General features: G+C 58.7%; 11 protein-coding genes and 1 pseudogene. 10 read left to right on the forward strand and 2 right to left on the reverse strand.

Annotation, left to right across the window (positions count from 1 at the left end):
• Positions 1-37 precede the first annotated feature (37 nt).
• The 3 genes from soxR to PG897_RS18700 all read left to right on the forward strand — a co-directional run bounded on the left by soxR (position 38) and on the right by PG897_RS18700 (position 1,576).
• Positions 38-508: a redox-sensitive transcriptional activator SoxR gene (gene soxR, locus PG897_RS18690; protein ID WP_201883944.1), complete on the forward strand. Its 471-nt coding sequence runs from the start codon at positions 38-40 to the stop codon at positions 506-508.
• A 68-nt stretch (positions 509-576) separates the two neighbouring features.
• Positions 577-1,155, forward strand: a complete 579-nt coding sequence (locus PG897_RS18695) for an O-methyltransferase (protein WP_201883946.1) — start codon at positions 577-579, stop codon at positions 1,153-1,155.
• A 10-nt stretch (positions 1,156-1,165) separates the two neighbouring features.
• On the forward strand, positions 1,166-1,576 hold the full coding sequence (locus tag PG897_RS18700) for a nuclear transport factor 2 family protein (protein ID WP_005302558.1): 411 nt from the start codon (positions 1,166-1,168) through the stop codon (positions 1,574-1,576).
• A 221-nt stretch (positions 1,577-1,797) separates the two neighbouring features.
• On the opposite strand, the gene PG897_RS18705 is transcribed toward PG897_RS18700, so the two are convergent.
• Together PG897_RS18705 and gltB are read right to left on the reverse strand one after the other, a co-directional pair.
• Positions 1,798-3,213 carry an FAD-dependent oxidoreductase gene (locus tag PG897_RS18705; RefSeq protein ID WP_201883948.1) on the reverse strand — a complete coding sequence of 472 codons (1,416 nt, stop codon included), beginning with the start codon at positions 3,211-3,213 and terminating at the stop codon, positions 1,798-1,800.
• Between the two features lie 12 nt (positions 3,214-3,225).
• A complete protein-coding gene (gltB, locus tag PG897_RS18710) occupies positions 3,226-7,683 on the reverse strand; it encodes a glutamate synthase large subunit (protein WP_201883950.1) in 4,458 nt (1,485 codons plus the stop codon).
• Positions 7,684-8,295: 612 nt separating this feature from the next.
• Here gltB and PG897_RS18715 point away from each other — a divergent pair.
• The 7 genes and pseudogenes from PG897_RS18715 to PG897_RS18745 all read left to right on the forward strand — a co-directional run.
• The gene (locus PG897_RS18715; protein ID WP_043171943.1) at positions 8,296-9,231 is read left to right on the forward strand and encodes a TIGR01212 family radical SAM protein; all 936 of its coding nucleotides are present in this window, start codon (positions 8,296-8,298) and stop codon (positions 9,229-9,231) included.
• Between the two features lie 405 nt (positions 9,232-9,636).
• Positions 9,637-11,781: pseudogene (locus tag PG897_RS18720) on the forward strand (type I secretion system permease/ATPase).
• Positions 11,774-13,192: an HlyD family type I secretion periplasmic adaptor subunit gene (locus PG897_RS18725; RefSeq protein WP_005302548.1), complete on the forward strand. Its 1,419-nt coding sequence runs from the start codon at positions 11,774-11,776 to the stop codon at positions 13,190-13,192. Before PG897_RS18720 ends, PG897_RS18725 begins: the two are co-directional and overlap by 8 nt.
• 35 nt (positions 13,193-13,227) lie before the next feature.
• Positions 13,228-14,556 carry a TolC family outer membrane protein gene (locus PG897_RS18730; protein ID WP_270829247.1) on the forward strand — a complete coding sequence of 443 codons (1,329 nt, stop codon included), beginning with the start codon at positions 13,228-13,230 and terminating at the stop codon, positions 14,554-14,556.
• A gap of 158 nt (positions 14,557-14,714) precedes the next feature.
• Positions 14,715-15,437, forward strand: a complete 723-nt coding sequence (locus PG897_RS18735; RefSeq protein WP_017766671.1) for a transglutaminase-like cysteine peptidase — start codon at positions 14,715-14,717, stop codon at positions 15,435-15,437.
• Positions 15,438-15,440: 3 nt separating this feature from the next.
• Positions 15,441-17,366, forward strand: a complete 1,926-nt coding sequence (locus PG897_RS18740) for a bifunctional diguanylate cyclase/phosphodiesterase (protein WP_201882313.1) — start codon at positions 15,441-15,443, stop codon at positions 17,364-17,366.
• 266 nt (positions 17,367-17,632) lie between these two features.
• Positions 17,633-19,359, forward strand: a 1,727-nt coding sequence (locus PG897_RS18745) for a retention module-containing protein (RefSeq protein ID WP_270829248.1), incomplete at its 3' end; no start/stop codon positions are given.

Raw genomic sequence — 19,359 nt, forward strand, 5'->3', positions numbered from 1 at the left:
TGTGCAAGTTAAAGCTAACTTGAGGTCAAGCGTGGCGATGGAACGCAAATGGCTGGCCATCGGCCAGATAGCCAAACGCTCTGGCGTCAAGGCCAGCGCCCTGCGCTTTTACGAGCAGAAGGGGCTGATCCGCAGCGTGCGCAGCGACGGGGGACAGCGGGTCTATCCGCAGGATGTGCTGCGTCGCATCGCCTTCATCCGGGTGGCGCAGGGCATGGGGCTGAGCCTTGGCGAGATAGGCGAGGCCCTGGCCGGCCTGCCCGAGGGGCGCACCCCGGATCGCAGCGACTGGGTCGGGATTGCCGGTCAGTGGCAGGGGCTGCTCGATCGGCGCATTGCGGCCCTGCAGCAGCTCAAGGAGAAGCTCGGCGCCTGTGTCGGCTGTGGTTGCCTCTCCCTCGAGCACTGTGCACTTTACAATCCGGATGATCAGGCCGCCGCCCTTGGCAGCGGCCCTCGCTACCTGCTGGGGGATACGCCCCCGGATGACGAACAGGTAGCCACATGATGAACATCGGGGTCGGCCCAGCCATGCCATGCACCGGGCCGACTCGTTTACACCGTCAAGGAGGAGACATGGCACTGGAACAACTGAAACGGGAGCTGGAGCTGTTTGGCGAGCGGCACGACGGCGCACAACACTCCCGTGGCAGCAAGATGCTCAACATTACCCGCGACACCGGCGAACTGCTGGCGGTGCTGGTCCAGACGAGAGGGGCGCAGGCTGTGCTGGAGATAGGCACCTCCAACGGCTACTCCACCCTCTGGCTGGCTGAAGCGGCGAAACGGCTGGGGGGCCGGGTCACCACCATAGAGCTGGACGAGGGCAAACGGGCCATGGCGGCCGCCAATTTTGAGCGCGCCGGGCTCGACGCCTGGATTGAGCAGCTGGCAGGGGATGTAGGCTCCCTGCTGCCCACCCTGCCGAAGGCCGCTTATCAGCTCATCTTCCTCGACTCCGATCGCCGCCACTACCAGGCCTGGTGGCCCGAGATCCAGCGCCTGCTGGCCCCCCGTGGCCTGCTGGTTGTGGACAATGCCGTCTCCCATCGGGAGGAGCTGGCCGAGTTGATGGCAGAGGTGGAGCAGGATCCGGCCTTCGCGACCTCGCTGGTGCCGGTGGGCAAGGGGGAGTGGCTGGTGGTGCGTCTGTAGGAGGGCTGGCATGGAAAACAAGACCATGGAACCAAGAGCGGTGGTGGAGGCCTACTGGCAGGCCATGCAGAGCAATGATTTTGCCAAGGCAGCCCGCTGGCTGTGCGAAGATTTCATCTGCGACTGGCCCCAGTCGGGGGAGCGAATAGAAGGGCGCTGCAACTTCGTCGAGATCAACCGGCGCTATCCGGCGGCCGGTCCCTGGAACTTCGACGTCGTCCGCCTGCTGGAGCAGGGGCGGGAAGTGGTGACCGAGGTGCTGATCACCGATGGCGAGGTGGAGGCCCGTGCCATCACCTTTCACACGGTGCGCGGCAATGCCATCTGGCACCAGACCGAGTTCTGGCCCGATCTCTACGAGGCGCCGCACTGGCGTCGTCACTGGGTCACCACCATACCGCGGGAGCCGCAACCCGCCTGATCCCCTCCGCTGGCGCGCTACCGCCAGCGGAGTCGTTCATGATGTGCCGTGACCATCCCGCCGCCTGCCTCATGTCCCCTTTTTCATGATCTCCAGGCGCCTCCCCGACATGACCTGGCTAGGGTGTTCCCGGTATTGCATCGCGGTTTGCGACAAACATAAAACAACAGCCCCGCATAAGCGGGGCTGTTTGTTAGTTGGTACAGGTCAGGGATGGCGGGTTATACGGCCAGATAGTCCATGATCCCTTCGGCGGCCTTGCGACCCTCGTAGATGGCGGTCACCACCAGATCCGAGCCGCGCACCGCGTCACCACCGGCGAACACCTTGGGGTTGCTGGTCTGGAAGGCGTACTCGGCCTGCTCCGACGCCTTGATGCGATCCCGGCCGTCGAGCTCGATGCCGTACTCCGCCATCCAGGGCTGGGGGTTGGGCTGGAAGCCGAACGCCATCACCACCGCATCGGCAGCCAACACCTGCTCGGAACCTTCGATCACGACAGGATTGCGGCGGCCGTTGGCATCGGGGGCGCCAAGCTCTGTGCTCACCACCTTGATGCCGCAGGTATGGCCATGGGCGTCCAGCTCCACGCCGATGGGCTGGAGGTTGAACATAAATTCCACCCCCTCCTCCTGGGCGTTCTTCACCTCCCGCTTGGAGCCTGGCATGTTCTCGGCGTCGCGGCGGTAGGCGCAGATCACCCGATCGGCCCCTTGACGGATGGCGGTGCGCACGCAGTCCATGGCGGTGTCACCACCGCCCAGCACCACCACCTGCTTGCCGGCGAAGTCGATGTAATCGGCTTGCGCCTTCTCGAAGCCCAGCAAGCGGTTCGCGTTGGAGATGAGGTAGGGCAGGGCGTCGTAAACCCCCGGCGCCTCTTCGTTGGCAAAGCCGCCCTTCATATATTTGTAGGTGCCGACCCCGAGGAAGACCGCATCGAACTCGCCAAGCAGGTCGGCGAAGGTGACGTCACGGCCCACTTCGGTCTCGAGGCGGAACTCCACGCCCATCCCCTCGAAGATCTCGCGCCGGCGCTGCATCACTTCCTTTTCCAGCTTGAAAGAGGGGATGCCGAAGGTGAGCAGGCCGCCTATCTCCGGATACTTGTCGAACACCACCGGGGTCACGCCATTGCGTGCCAGCACGTCGGCACAGGCGAGGCCCGCGGGACCGGCGCCGATGACGGCGACCCGTTTGCCGGTCTTCACCACCTTGGAGAGATCCGGGCGCCAGCCCATCTCGAACGCCTTGTCGGTGATGTATTTTTCGATGTTGCCGATGGTCACGGCGCCGAAGCGATCGTTGAGGGTGCAGGCACCCTCGCACAATCTGTCTTGCGGGCAGACGCGGCCGCACACTTCCGGCAGGCTGTTGGTCTGGTGGGAGAGCTCCACCGCCTCCAGGATGCGTCCCTCGTTGGCCAGTTTCAGCCAGTTGGGGATGTAGTTGTGCACCGGGCACTTCCACTCGCAATAGGGGTTGCCGCAGTCGAGGCAGCGATCCGCCTGCATGCCGACCTGGGCCTGGTTGAAGGACTCGTAGATCTCCACAAACTGGATCTTGCGGATCTTGAGCGGCTTCTTCGGCGGGTCGACCCGCTGGACGTCGATAAACTGGAATACGTTCTGGCTCATAGGGTTCCCTCCTTATTGCGCCTGGATTCTGAGTTCTGCACTGGAACGACTGGTGTGACCCAACAGGGACTTGACGTCGCTGGACTTGGGTTTGATCAGCCTGAACTTGGGCACATAGGAGTCGAAATTGGCCAGGATCTCCTCGGCGCGCGAGCTGCCGGTTTCGTTGAGGTGCGCCGTGATGATGCCGCGTAGGTGCTCCTGGTGGATGGCAAGATCCGCCACATCCAGCAGTTCAACCAGCTCGGGGTTGGTGCGCTTGGCGAAGCTGCCGCACTCGTCGAGCACATAGGCAAAGCCGCCGGTCATGCCCGCCGCGAAGTTGACGCCGGTCTCGCCGAGCACGGTGACGATGCCGCCTGTCATGTATTCACAGCCGTTGTCGCCAATGCCCTCGACGACCGCCAGCGCACCGGAGTTGCGCACCGCGAAGCGCTCGCCGGCGGTGCCTGCGGCATAGAGCTTGCCGCCGGTGGCGCCGTAGAGGCAGGTGTTGCCGATGATGGCCGCCTCGTGGGATTTGAACGCCACGCCGACGTGGGGTTTGATCACCAGCTTGCCGCCGGTCATCCCCTTGCCCACGTAGTCGTTGGCATCCCCGGTGAGGATCATCTCAAGGCCACCCGCGTTCCAGACGCCGAAGCTTTGGCCGGCGGTACCGTTGAAGTGTACCTTGACCGGATCGGCCGCCATCCCCTGGTTGCCGTGGCGCTTGACGATCTCGCCGGAGAGGCGCGCCCCCACCGAGCGGTCAGTGTTGCGGATGTCGTAGCGGAACTCGCCGCCGCTCATGTTCTCGACGGCCTCCAGCAGGTCTTCCACCATCTTGAGGTTGAGCGGCCCCTTGTCGAAGGTGGGGTTGTGCTGCTGGCTGAACAGGCTGGAGCCTTCTGGTGCTACCGGACGGGCCAGGATGCCGGACAAGTCCAGCTTGGCCTGACGGGCGGTGAGGCCGTGCAGGGCTTCCAGCAGATCGGTACGGCCAATCAGGTCGGTGAGCTGGGTGACACCAAGCTGGGCCATCAGCTCGCGAGTCTCCTCGGCGATGAACTTGAAGTAGTTCATCACCATCTCCGGCAGACCGGTGAAGTGCTCGCGGCGCAGCTTCTCATCCTGGGTGGCGACGCCGGTGGCGCAGTTGTTCAGGTGGCAGATGCGCAGGTATTTGCAGCCGAGCGCCACCATGGGGCCGGTGCCGAAGCCAAAGCTCTCGGCGCCGAGGATGGCCGCCTTGATGATGTCCAGACCCGTCTTGAGACCGCCGTCTACCTGCAGGCGCACCTTGTGGCGCAGGCCGTTGGCGACCAGGGCCTGCTGGGTTTCGGCCAGCCCCAACTCCCAGGGGGAGCCGGCGTACTTGACCGAGGTGAGGGGGCTTGCACCGGTGCCGCCGTCGTAGCCGGAGACGGTGATGAAGTCCGCATAGGCCTTGGCCACGCCGCAGGCGATGGTGCCGACGCCGGGCTCGGAGACCAGCTTGACCGACACCAGGCAGTTCGGGTTGATCTGCTTGATGTCGAAGATGAGCTGGGCCAGATCCTCGATGGAGTAGATGTCGTGGTGGGGCGGCGGCGAGATCAGGGTCACGCCGGGCACGGAGTAACGCAGCTTGGCGATCTGGGCCGTCACCTTGTCACCGGGCAGCTGACCCCCTTCGCCGGGCTTGGCGCCCTGAGCCACCTTGATCTGCACCACGTCGGCGTTCATCAGGTAGTGGGGAGTGACGCCAAAGCGCCCCGAGGCCACCTGCTTGATGCGCGAATTCTTCTCGGTGCCAAAGCGCTTGGGATCTTCACCGCCTTCGCCGGAGTTGCTCTGGCCGCCGAGGCGGTTCATGGCGATGGCCAGGGCCTCGTGGGCTTCCGGGCCCAGGGCGCCGATGGACATGGCGGCGGAGTCGAAGCGGGGGAACAGCTTGGCCGCAGGCTCCACTTGATCCAGCGCTACCGGATTGTCGACCTTCTTCAGAGTGAGCAGATCGCGCAGGGTGGCGACCGGCCGCTCGTTTACCAGACGCGCGTACTCCTTGTAATCGGCATAGTTGCCGGAGCGCACCGCCACTTGCAGGGTCTGCACCACGTCCGGGTTGTAGGTGTGATATTCACCGCCGTGGACGAATTTGAGCAGGCCACCCTGGGTGAGGGCCTTGCGGGCCAGCCAGGCCTGGCGGGCCAGATTGAACTGATCCTGCTGGATGTCGACAAAATCGGCACCCTGGATGCGGCTCGATACGCCGCGAAAACACATCTCGACCACGGCTTTGGAGAGGCCCACCGCTTCAAACAGCTGGGAGCAACGGTAGCTGGCCACCGTGCTGATGCCCATCTTGGACATCACCTTGTAGAGCCCCTTGTTGATGCCGTTGCGGTAGTTGAGCATGGCTTGGCGCAGGCTCATCTTGAGCACGCCCTCTTCTACCTGCTTGGCGAGGGTCTCGTAGGCGAGGTAGGGGTAGATGGCGGTGGCGCCAAAGCCCAGCAGCACCGAGAAGTGGTGCGGGTCGCGCACGCTGGCGGTCTCCACCAGGATGTTGGCGTCGCAGCGCAGGTTGTTGTCCACCAGGGTGCGCTGCACCGCCCCTACCGCCATGGCGGCCGGGATGGGCAGGGTGTCGGCACTGACGTCCCGATCCGAGAGCACCAGCAGCACGGTGCCGGCCTTGGCGGCAGCCTTTGCCTCTTCACAGACGCGTAGGATGGCCGCTTCCAGCCCCTCTTCGGGTCTGAAGTTGAGGCTGATCACCTGATGACGATAGTGCTCCCCTTCCAGGGCCAGCAACTGGTGGAAGTCGGAGTAGAGCAGGATCGGCGACTGGAACAGCACCCGGTGGGCGTGGCCGAAGGTCTCGTTGAACACGTTCTGCTCGCGGCCGATACAGGTGGCCAGCGACATGACGTGGTTCTCCCGCAGCGGATCGATGGGCGGGTTGGTGACCTGGGCGAACATCTGGCGGAAGTAGTCGTACAGGGTGCGCTGGCTGGAGGATAGTACCGCCATGGGTGTGTCATCCCCCATGGAGCCCACTGCTTCCTGGCCGTTTTCACCCAGTACCCGGATGATCTGATCCAGCTCCTCATAGGAGTAGCCGAACAGCTTCTGATAGGTTTTCAGCTGCTCGTCGGAGAACTCGCGGGCGCCGGTGCTGGCGTCATCCATCTGCTCGAACGGCACCAGCCGCTTGCAGTGCTTGTCCATCCACTGCTTGTAGGTGTGACGGCTCTTGAGATCGTCATCGATCTCGAAGCTGGTCCAGATTTTGCCGTTGTTGGTGTCGACCACGAACAGCTCGCCCGGGCCGACTCGACCCTTCTCCAGCACTTCGTCCGGGGTGTAGTCCCAGGTGCCAACTTCGGAGGCCAGCGTGATGAACTTGTCCTTGGTGATGACGTAGCGGGCCGGGCGCAGGCCGTTTCTGTCGAGCGCGCAGGTGGCGTAGCGACCGTCGGTCATGACGATGCCGGCCGGGCCGTCCCAGGGCTCCATGTGCATGGAGTTGAAGTCGTAGAAGGCGCGCAGGTCGTCATCCATGTTCGGGTGCTTCTGCCACGCCGGCGGGATCAGCAGGCGCATGGCGCGGAACAGGTCCATGCCGCCGGCCAGGAACAGATCCAGCATGTTGTCGAGGCTGGAGGAGTCCGACCCCGTGGTGTTGACGAAGGGGGCTGCCTCTTGCAGATCCGGAATGAGCGGGGTGGCGAACTTGTAGCTGCGCGCTTTGGCCCACTGGCGGTTGCCGGCGATGGTGTTGATCTCGCCGTTGTGGGCCAGATAGCGGAACGGCTGTGCCAGCGGCCAGCGCGGGCTGGTGTTGGTGGAGAAGCGCTGGTGGAACACGCAGATGGCCGCCTGCATGCGGATGTCGGCGAGATCCAGATAGAAGCGCGGCAGGTCCACCGGCATGCACAGCCCTTTGTAGACGGTGACCAGGTTGGAGAGGCTGACCACATAGAAGTAGTCGTCGCTGATGCGTTTCTCGATGCGGCGGCGCACGATGTAGAGGCGGCGCTCGAGATCCTTGTCGACCCAGCCAGGCGGGGCGTTGACAAAGACCTGTTCAATGCTGGGCAGGGACGCCTTGGCGATGGAGCCGAGTACATTGGTATCGATGGGCACCTTGCGCCAGCCGACCAGACTCAGGGTCTCCTTTTCCAGCTCCTCGTCGATGATGTCGCGCGTGGCCTGGGCCAGGATGGGATCGGGGTTGAGGAACAGCATGCCGACCGCGTAGTTGCGGCCCAGGTGCCATCCCTTCTCTTCGGCGACCGCTCTAAAGAAGCTGTCGGGTTTTTGCAGCAACAGACCGCAGCCGTCGCCGGTCTTGCCATCGGCGGAGATACCGCCGCGGTGCTGCATGCGAGCCAATGCTGACATCGCGAGACGGACAAGCTTGTGGCTGGCTTCACCTTCCATGTGGGCCAACAGGCCGAAGCCACAGTTATCCCTCTCCAGCTTTGGATCATATAGTGACATTGCATTTCTCCCTTGCTCGGCCTTGCATCGCGCTGTCGTCAACAGACTGCATAAATTGCGATTGGCTCTTGTGGTTCCGTCCGCCTGAGGTGGCGAATCTCCAAACTAATGGGATTTTTCGGCAAGGTCAATTGGACATCCCGGCTGTTTTCATTATTACAATGTCATAACAAAATCTCGATGCGCGAGGATAAATGGGGTTGTAATTGGCTATTACTCTGGCATTTTTTATTTTTGCGAGATTAAATCCTGATGTGTCGGGTTTTGTTGGTTGACTCGGTGGGTATGGATGTTTGTAGTAAATTTACCAATTCACTGTCGGAGTGGCTGGTTGAGATCACATTACTGATGTGAATGACTTGCATTTGCCAAATCCCCGTCTAAAGAAAAATTTTCATTATTCAACAGAATGTTAGCTAACAATTATGCAGCCATGCTGAAGGTTGGTCAGAAGGGGGATGGGTTTCGAAAGCGTCGAGAATGTCCGGTTAACTGATATTTATCCTGTTATTGGTGAATATTTATATGTTTTCTGACTCTCGTATCCCTTGATCCAGCGCAGCGCCCCGTACGGGCAAGCTCGTACAATGACGCTCCTTTACTGGAGGTGTCATGCAGTTACACGAACTCGTCAATACATTCGGTCAGGATCTCAAGCAGCGCCATGGCCAGAAGATCCACAAGCTCTCCATTCACGGCGCCTTCACCTGCCCCAATCGTGATGGCACTCTGGGGCGTGGTGGCTGCACCTTCTGCAATGTTTCCTCCTTTGCCGACGAATCGGCCCAGCAGCTCTCCGTGGTGCAGCAACTGCTGGCCCGTCGGGACGAAGTGACCCGCGCCAAGCGCTATCTCGCCTATTTTCAGGCCTATACCAGCACCTATGCCGAAGTGGAGTACCTGCAGCGCATGTATGAAGAGGCGTTGTCGGTGAGCGACATGGTGGGCTTGTGTGTGGGGACGCGCCCAGATTGCGTGCCGGATGCGGTGCTGGACCTGCTGGCCGGTTACCAGGCCCGGGGTTACGAGGTGTGGCTGGAACTGGGGCTGCAGAGCGCCAACGACAAGACGCTGCAGCGCATCAACCGGGGCCACGGCTATGCCGCCTATGTGGATGCGGTGACCCGGGCCCATCAGCGGGGTATCAAGGTGTGTGCCCACCTCATCGTGGGTTTGCCCGGCGAGGTGCCGATGGACAGCCTGGATACCCTGCACCGTATCGTGGATACCGGCGTGGAGGGGATCAAGCTTCACCCTCTGCATGTGGTGGAGGGCAGCACCCTCGGTAAGGCCTGGCAGGCGGGGAGGCTCGATGTCTTGAGTCTGGAGCAGTATGTCGAGGCGGCAGTCGCCATGATCCAGCACACCCCACCCGAAGTGGTCTATCACCGCATCTCGGCTTCAGCGCGCCGGCCAACCCTGTTGGCCCCTGCCTGGTGCGAGAACCGCTGGACAGCGATGGCTGATATTGCTAGTGCGCTGGCCCGCACCGGTCCTCAGGGGCAGGCGTTGGAACGCCCGTTTTCCCTTGTGGGCAATATTGATTAGGTCGTCAGATTTCATTAAAAAAACAGTGGGTTATTAGATGAAATTCAGTCTTTGCGGTATAGTTTCGGTAAAATTGTCTTGATATAGTACTTGGCTTGAAAAAGATATCATTATCAATAAGCTTGTATTATTTCCAATTTGGACGGGATATATCGGGCATGGCGCCACCCTGTGTCGCGATCAACAGCCTGACCTGCCGTCCCCGCTTTGGGCATAATGCCGTTCAGGTCTGTCGATGACATCCAGTGTCAGGTACCTGTGCTTTTAGTGTGTATCAGGCTGTAGCTCCTTTTTCGAGGGAGCGCTGTTCTTTATGTCACGGGCATGTCTGCGCCAACAACGCCCGTGAGGTTTGAATATCGGTATGGCGAGACAGCCGGCCCAATCATGCAGTGACAGGATGCTATGCAAGCAGAAACTAACCGTATTGACGAGTTGTTGGAGTGCCTGGTCTTTCTGACCCGCTTTTATGGGGTACCCAACAGCAAGGATGCTCTCACCACCGGCCTGCCACTGGTGTCCGGTCTGCTGACGCCCAATCTGTTCGGCCGTGCCGCCGAGCGGGGTGGCTTGTCCGCCCGGGAAGTCATCCAGTCTCTCGACGAGATCTCCCCCCTGTTGCTGCCCTGCGTGCTGCAGATGCGCAACGGCGGCGCCTGCATTCTATTGGAGTGGAACGAAGACAGAACCCAGGGCAAGGTGATCTTTCCTCAGGCGGGGGATGCGGCCCAGTGGCTGAGTGCATCTCAACTGGGTGATGAGTATCTGGGGCGACTGTTTTTTGTCAAAAAGCAGTTCAAGTTCGATGAGCGTTCACCCAAGGTGCTGGAGACCCGCGATGGTCACTGGTTCTGGAGCACCCTGCTCGAATCCCGCGGCATCTATCGGGATGTGCTGGTCGCCTCCATCCTCATCAACCTGTTTGCCGTCGCAAGCCCTCTGTTCACCATGAACGTCTACGACAAGATAGTGCCCAACCTGGCGTTTGATTCGCTCTGGGTGCTGGCGGTCGGCGCCATGGTGGTGTTCACCTTCGACTTCGTGATGCGCCAACTGCGCAGTTACTTCATCGACATCGCCGGCAAAAAGTCCGATGTGCTGCTGTCTGCCAAGATCTTTGCCAAGGTGATGGGGATGCGGATGGAGTCGCGTCCTGCGTCGACCGGCGCCTTTGCCAAGCATCTGCAGGAGTTTGAATCGGTGCGGGAGTTTTTCACTTCCGCGACGGTATCTACCCTCATCGATCTGCCCTTTGCCATCTTCTTCCTGTTCATCATCTGGATCTTTGCCGGCGTCATGGTGGTAGTGCCCATCGTGGCCATGGTGATCCTCATCATTTACAGCTTCTATATCCAGGCGCCGCTCAAGCAGTCCATCGAAGAGGGCTCACGGCTGGCTTCCCAGAAGAACGCCAACCTTATCGAGAGCATCTCGGGCCTCGAAACCGTGAAGATCTTTGGTGCCGAGAGCATGTTCCAGCACCGCTGGGAACAGGCCGTATCCCACATTTCGACCTGGGGCGTACAGACCCGCCGCATCACCAACTCCATGTCGTCGCTGGCCAGCTACATCCAGCAGGTGGTGACGGTGGCACTGGTGATTGTCGGGGTTTACCAGATCTCGGAAGGACTGGTCACCATGGGGGGCATGATTGCCGCCGTCATGCTGTCGAGCCGCGCCATCGCGCCCATGGTACAGCTGTCGGTTCTCTCGACCCGCTACAACCAGGCCAAGTCCGCATTGGAAATCTTGGAGAAGATCATGATCACGCCGGGCGAGCAGGAGGAGGGCAAGCAGTACATCCACCATCCAGTGATCTCCGGTCGGATCGAGTTTGACAAGGTGTCGTTCAAGTATCCCGGGATGGAAACCAGCACCCTGCACAATATCAACCTGCGCATCGAGCCGGGTGAGAAGGTGGCCATCATTGGCCGGATCGGGGCGGGCAAGACGACTCTCGAGAAGATTTTGATGGGCCTCTATCGGCCCACCGACGGCTCGGTACGGCTCGATGGTTTTGAACTCGATCAGCTGCCGGCCTCGGTGATCCGCCGCAATATAGGCTGTGTGCCACAGGATGTGACCCTGTTTTTTGGCTCGGTACGCGACAACATCATGCTGGGCAATCCGCTGGTGGATGATGTGTGAGTCATGCGGGCTGCCAAGCGGGCCGGTGTGACCAACTTCACCAACCGGGATCCCAATGGGCTGGATAGACAGATAGGGGAAGGGGGGCGTCAGCTCTCCGGTGGCCAGCGTCAGGCCATCTTGTTGGCCCGGGCCTTGCTCAATGATCCCCCCATACTGGTGATGGACGAACCGACCTCCAACATGGATAACCAGTCGGAGATGCAGGTCAAGCATGAGCTGGCCAGACTTGGGCCGGAAACGACCCTGATCGTCATCACCCACAAAACCACCATGCTTGACGTAGCCTCACGGGTCATCGTGATCGAGCAGGGTCAGGTGGTGGCCGATGGTCCCAAGGAAATGGTGTTGCAACAGCTGAAAGAGGGCAAGGTGCGCGTACAGGAGGCCTCCAATGGCTAAGTTTGGCCTGTTCAAGAAGGCGCCTTCCGATACTGTGCTGCCGGCCCCGGAACACCTTGAGTTTGTGGATGACGGGGCGGCTGCCGTCCTGCTGAGTACCCCGACGCGGGCACGTGCCCTGCTGTGGGCCTGCTTCCTGTTTTTCATGAGTGCCATCATCTGGGCGGCCTGGGCCGAGCTTGATGAGGTGACCGTCGGCCAGGGCAAGGTGATCCCGTCACGTCAGCTGCAGGTGATCCAGAACCTGGAGGGGGGGATCGTCAAGGAGATCTTCGTGAAGGAAGGGGACATCGTCGAGAAAGGGCAGCCACTGCTGCGCATCGATGATACCCGTTTCCGTTCCGACTTTCGGGAGCGGGAGCAGGAGCTGGTGACCCTCAAGGGGGACATCGCCAGATTGCGGGCGGAGATCCAGAGCGTGGTGGTCAAGACTGGCCCCAATCTGGGTTGGCGTGAACAGGTGGTGGTTGAAAAGCAGCCTATCGTTTTTCCGGACGGTTATGAGAACGTGTTTGCCGAATATGCGACACGGGAAAAGTCGGTGCAGAATGAGCGCCTCAACAACCTGAGCAACCAGCTCTATATTCTGGGTCAGCAGATCGAGCAGAAAGAGCAGGAGACCATAGAGCTCAATGCCAAGATAAGGACGGTGGCACGCAGTGTGGATCTGGCGCGCCAGGAGCTCAATATCAGCCGTCCCTTGGCCAAAGAGGGGATCGTGCCCCAGGTTGAGTTGATCAAGCTGGAACGCCAGGTCAACGAGATGCAGGGGGAGCTTGAGAGCAATAGGCTGCTGATCCCCAAGCTTGACTCCGTATTGCGGGAAACCATCTCCAAGCGCAACGATATTGCGCTGAAGTTTCGGGCCGATTCGCAAACCGAACTCAACGAGCGGCAGGGCAAACTGAGCCAGTTGTCCGAGGGGCAGGTGGGATTGCGTGACCGGGTGGATCGCACCAGCGTCATCGCCCCGCTCAAAGGCACTATCAAGAAGCTCAAGATCAATACCCTGGGTGGCGTCGTCCAGCCCGGCATGGATCTGATGGAGATAGTACCGCTGGAAGACACCCTGCTGGTCGAAGCCAAAGTGTCGCCGAAAGATATCGCATTCCTGCGACCGGGGCTGGAAGCCGTGGTCAAGATCACTGCCTATGACTTCACCATTTATGGTGGATTGCATGGCAAGGTTGAGCAGATAAGTGCCGACTCAATTCAGGATGAAGATGGCAATTCCTTCTACCTGGTTCGGGTACGCACAGAGAAGAGTTACTTGGGCGATGAGCTTAACGCACTTCCCATCATCCCCGGTATGTTAGCCAGTACAGATATTATTACTGGTAAAAAAAGTGTCCTAGACTATTTGCTTAAGCCGATATTACGGGCAAAGCAGTCGGCACTGAGAGAACGATAAGCCAACAATCTAAAAACAACATGACTGGAGATACCATGAAGAAGACGATTGTTGCCATGTTAGTAAGTGGCGCCGTGCTGTTCCCGGGCCTAAGCCAGGCACAAACACTGGAGCAGTCAGTGGCACAGTCACTGGCTACCCATCCCAAAATCAAGGAAGCTTTTGATCTCTATCAGGCGCGACTGTATCAGCATGACGGGGCCAAAGGTGGTTACTACCCCACCATCGATCTGCGTGGCGGTGTCGGCTACGAGAAGACTGACAGCCCGACCACCCGTGCGGCCGGCGCAAACTCGACCACCATCGATGACTCCATGACCCGTAAAGAGGCCGGCATCAGCCTGCGCCAGATGTTGTTCGACGGCTTCAACGTCAGCAGCAACGTGGCACGTACCGATGCCGAAGCCAATGCCCAGCGCCTGGCCATGATCTCCGAGGCGGAGAACACGGCACTGCGGGTGGCCGAGGTCTACCTCAACATGTTGCGCCAGCAGGAGATCCTGGAGCTGTCCAAGCAGAACCTGGAAACCCACGAACAGATCCGCAGCGACATCAGCAAGCGGACCGATTCGGGGTTGGGTTCGACCGCTGACCAGACCCAGATCGATGGCCGGGTAGCCAGAGCCTATGCCAACCAGGCTGCCGCCGAGAACAACTATCGCGATGCCGAAAGTGAGTTCATCCGGGTGGTCAACGAGATGCCAAAAGATTTGGTACAGCCGGTTCCGGATGCTCAGCTCATTCCTAGCAGCCTGGATGCTGCACTGAAGACGGCAACCGAAGTTCACCCGACGCTGCTCTCCTCCCTGCAGGATATCGAAGCCGCCAAGTACCAGCATGAGGGTTCCAAATCCGGTTTTTATCCCAACGTCACCTTTGAAGTGGATCAAAACTGGAATGAGGATATCGATGCCGTCAAGGGGCGCAACGATGACCTGACCGCCATGGTTCGGATGCGCTACAACTTGTTCCGCGGTGGTTCCGATCTGGCCAAGAGCAAGGCCACTTCCGCACTCTATTCCCAGGCCAAGGATATTCACATGAATGCCTTCCGTCAGGTAGAGGAAGGAACCCGCCTGGCCTGGAACGCAAAAGAGTCTTTGGCTAAACAGAAGACCTTCCTGAAAGAACACGTGGATGCAAGCTATGACACTGTGCAGGCGTACAAGAAGCAGTTTGGTCTCGGCCAACGTACCTTGTTGGACGTATTGAACACCGAAAACGAACTGTTTGAAGCGCGCCGCAGCTACATTACAGCCGAGTATGACTCCCTGCTGGCGGATTATCGGATCCTCAATGCCACTGGCAGCCTGCTCAACGCATTCAATGTGAAGCAGCCGGCCGATTGGCAAGCCAAACAGTAATGGAGTGCGCATCAGGTTTGATGCGAGTGAAAGGGATGGTTGCAGCCGGGCTGCCGCCATCCCTTGTCTCTGACGGCCATCTCTGGCCAATGCAGTGAGTACCATTGGATCTGTCGAAGATGCATGTGACCGGATGGGATAGAGCAAGCAGTATCGGCATGGCGTCAACCTCCGGTTTGACCCAGTTGCTGCGCGCTCGCTGGTTACGCTGGTCACTTTGGCTGCTGCTGATATCTCTGCCGCTACTGCTCTCCGCCAGCCAGCCTCTTACCCCTGAAGATCTCAAACTGGTACAACGGGCTCAGGAGACCTACGGCGTCAGAGCCGGCAAACGGGTCACCACCTGGCGCACGCTGGTAATGCAAAATCGGGCTGCCGGCCTGACCGACCGTCAGAAACTGGAGAAGGTTAACCAGTTTTTCAACCAGATGCGGTTTATCGACGACATCAAGTTGTGGCGAAAAAAAGACTACTGGGCAACCCCGCTGGAGTTTTTGGGAGCGGCTGGTGGCGATTGTGAAGACTTCAGCATTTCAAAATACTTTACCCTGCTGGAGCTGGGTGTTCCGGATGAGAAGATGCGGATGGTCTATGTCAAGGCATTGGATTACAACCAGTTTCATATGGTCGTCGCTTACTATGAAACACCGTCTGCGGTGCCCGTCATTTTGGATAATTTGATAGGGTCGATCCGGCCTGCCAGTCAACGTAGGGATCTGGTGCCGATATACAGCTTTAACGGTAGTCACTTGTGGTTGATGAAGGCGCGTGGTCAAGGGGAACTGGCTGGACAGTCCTCACGCCTGGGATTATGGAATGATTTACGCAATCGCATGACGTCGGGGCGATTGGCTCAGCCTGTGTTGAATTTGGATGATTAACCTATGACGCTCTACAGACAATTATTGGCAACCATGTTGATCCTGTTCGGGTTGTTGTTTGCAGCTACCTATTGGGTGCAATTCAACTCGACTCGTACCTATCTGGCCCAACAGCAGGAAACCACCGTCATCAATACAGCCACGTCTCTGGGGCTGGCACTGACCCCTTATTTGGAAAATGGTGACAAGGTGGGGGCGGAGTCCGTCATTCAGGCGATATTTGACGGGGGATATTATCGTCTGGTCCGTCTGGACTTGCTGGCTTCCAAAGATGTCATCGAGCAGGAAAATACCAATAACATTCAAGGTGTTCCCCAATGGTTCATCAATCTTGGGTTGTTTCCCGAGGTATCCAATGAGTCGATCCTGACGTCGGGCTGGCTGCAACTGGGTAAATTGAAGGTCGTTGGTCATCCCGGCCAGGCCTATTACGAGTTGTGGCGCGGAATGAGTGAGCTTGCCAGCTGGTTCCTGATAGGTTTTCTGATCACCACCATCTTGCTCATGCGGGCACTCAACTACCTGCTCAAGCCGCTCAAGCAGATTTGTGAGCAGGCCGTCGAGATAGAGCTGCATCACTTTGGTCATGCCATTCCCGAACCCAAGACCCATGAATTGAAACAGGTGGTTCAGGCCATCAACACCCTCTCCAGCAAGTTGGCCGTGCAATTCAAAGAGCAGGCCGACGAGGCTGAAAAACTGCGGGAGCGGGTCTACGTCGACGCCGTCTCCGGCTTGGGCAACCGGGCTTATTTCGTGGGTCAGGTCAACGCCTGGATTGCAGAGGCTGGTCAAGGGGGGGTCATGCTGGTTGCCGTCGACATGCTGGACGAGCTGTACCGCGAAGAGGGATTTGCTGCGCGTGACAACATGGTCAAATCGATAGCCCAGGCTTTGAAAGAACAATTGAAAGGGTGGGATGGCTCTGCTGTGGCGCGGATCTCGGCAACGGAATATGCCCTGTTGTGCCCGACAGATGACCTTTCCCAATTGAAGGATTTGGCTGAAGTGATCAACAGTCGCATCGCCGATCTGGTGGTAAATCCCATGGGTGAGGGGGGCGCCTTGTCCGTCATTGGTATTGCTGGCCGTGATGGCAACGATGATTTGTCGGCTCTGCTGACCAAGGCTGACAATGCGCTGGGCAGGGCCCGCAATGAACGTCGTGGTGCCGTGGTGATGGAAGGGGGCACAGATCAGGGGTTGATGGGACGCCTGGCCTGGCGTGATCTGGTTCAGGATGCGATTGCACGGCATTTGTGGCGTTTCAAGGCGCAGCCAGCCTGCCGATTTGATAATGGTCTGCGCATGCATGCAGAGCTGTTTGCCTCCATCTCTCGCGATGGTACCGATTATTTCGCAGGCCAGTTCCTGCCTGCCATCGAGCAGTTCAAGCTGGGCGGTGAGTTTGACCAGGCGATACTGGATGCGTCAGTTTCATTGTTGCAACAGCAACCAGACTTGGTCCTGGCGGTCAATATTACGGCCGGCTCGCTGTGCTCAGATGAATTCCGTACTTGGCTGACCGGTTATCTGAGCGACAATGCCGGATTGAAAGAGCGCTTGCTGTTCGAGATCCCTGAAGCCGCCATCATGAAGCACAAGGAGCATGTGACCGCTCTGGTTAATGTTCTGCAAGAGCATGACTTTCAGTGGGGGGTGGATCACTATGGACGCCACTTCCAGTCACTGGGGTATCTGGAGGAGCTTGCGCCTTCCTATGTCAAGGTTGACCACGGCTATACCAGCCAGGTTATGGAGCCTGGGGCTGATACTTCCTTCCTGGCTGCGGTATGTCGTGCTGCCCACAATGCCGGCGTTACAACCATTGCGACCAGAGTGGAAGATCAACACCAGGTTGAGTTGCTTTCAAAGCTTCATATCGATGGTTACCAGGGCTTTGTACACCCGGCATTTCCGTTGCCGTGAGCATGACCAAGTATTTCAGGGGCCCACAAGGGCCCCTTTTTTATTCGAAAAATTAATAAGCATGCTTATTCTCAGTTTAATTAGACTGGATGGCTTCATTTGGTGTCGCGCAACTGATTGATTTGACGATATAAAAAAGAACATTCGATTTCGTACATTTTCCCTCCCCAGTTTTGACACGAATCCCATACATTTTTGCAACGGATGCAAGAAGCACGGACATCTATGGTGTAGACATCGAGATCCGTCACGTTGGAGCAATGGACATGCGTACCCAAATCATCGACAAAACCGTTGTGGTTTCTGCAGTTGAAGGCAATGTGCAAATCGTGCTGGCTGATGGAAGCAGCCGCCCTCTGCAAAAAGGAGAGATCCTGCAACCCGGGGCAAAGCTCAACATTGCAGATGATGCCAAATTGTTATTGGCGCCCTACGATGATTCACCGGCGGCTGCCACACCGGATGCTCCTGCCCATGATGCGCCTGCTACCGGCCAGCCACCGGCTCCGGATGCCGGAAATGCGGCCTCTCCTGATATAGCCGCCTTGCAAAAGTCGATTTTGCAAGGGGTTGACCCGACGCAAAACTTTGAAGCGTCAGCTGCGGGTGGTGCTCCGGCTGCAGGTGGTGGCGGTGGGATCGGTGGGGTTGCTGGAGCCAGCGGTAACGGTGGTTTTGTAACCATCGACAGGATTGGCGATGCCACTATCGCCGCCGCCGGGTTTGACACTACCTACCAAGCTGAGCCGGTGGTGGATACCCAGCAGATAGCGGAGCCCTTGCTGGTCAATGAGCTGACGGATCAGGGAGAGCAACTGACCGTTGGTGAAGACGGATCTCTGAGTGGTAATCTGCTGGATAACACGGTGAATACCGATGGGCCGCAGGCTGCATCAGTACTGATCTTCACCTGGGGGGACAATGCCAATATAGCTGCCGGTACCAGCGTGACCATCGATGGGGTAGGCACGCTCATCGTCAATACGGATGGCAGCTTCACATTCACACCGGCCCCCAACTACGATGGCGCCGTTCCACCAGTCATATATACCGTGACTGATGGCACCGACACGGTGCAATCCACCTTGGAGTTGACGATCACCCCCATCAATGATCTCACCGATGAGGGAGAGAGTGTGGTGGTGACGGAAGATGTAGCCGTATCGGGCAATTTGCTTGCCAACACCATCGACAATGATGGGCCGCAGGCGGCTTCCGTGTCTGGATTTAGCTGGGGTGGGGTTGCCAATGCCACCTTGGGTACACCTGTCAGCCTGGCAGGGATCGGTACTCTGCTGATCAATGCGGATGGTAGCTATCAGTTCACGCCGGCTCCCAATTATGATGGTCCCGTTCCCGCCGTCAGCTACACCGTCACCGATGGTGTAGATACCGTCCAATCCACTTTGACCATCACTATCACGCCGGTTGATGAACCGGTCGAACTGGCTGGTTTGCAGGTGGAAGGAGGAGAGCTGACGCTCAATGAAGCCTCTTTGGCAGATGGCAGTAATCCCAATGCAGCAGCCTTGACCCAGAGCGGTATTTTTACCTTCAGTGCGGCCGATGGTGTCCAGAGCTTGACCCTGGGTGGTGTTGCACTGATCACCAATGGACAAACCATCACTTCGTTCCCGCAAACCATCGCCAGCCCGTTGGGCAATCAGTTGACTGTTACCGGCATCAATTACAACCCTGCAACTGGAACGGGGAGCGTGAGTTACAGCTATACGCTGAACGACAGCGAGACACACACTCAACCAGCTAACGATGCATCACTGGTGGAGAGTTTCAATGTTGTGCTGGTCGATCCGGATGGTGACACAGCCAATGGCAGTCTGGATGTCGTCATTCTGGATGATGTTCCCAGCGTCACCCTGACTTCCAATACGGAAGGGCTGGGGACTGTCTCCGTCGACGAGAGCCTGGTCAGCCTGGGCGGGGTGGGCGGCGACGGGGTGGCCAGTGCCAGCCTGAGCGCGGCCGACGTGCA

Source organism: Aeromonas sp. QDB20, assembly GCF_027707805.1.
Lineage (GTDB): Bacteria > Pseudomonadota > Gammaproteobacteria > Enterobacterales > Aeromonadaceae > Aeromonas > Aeromonas dhakensis.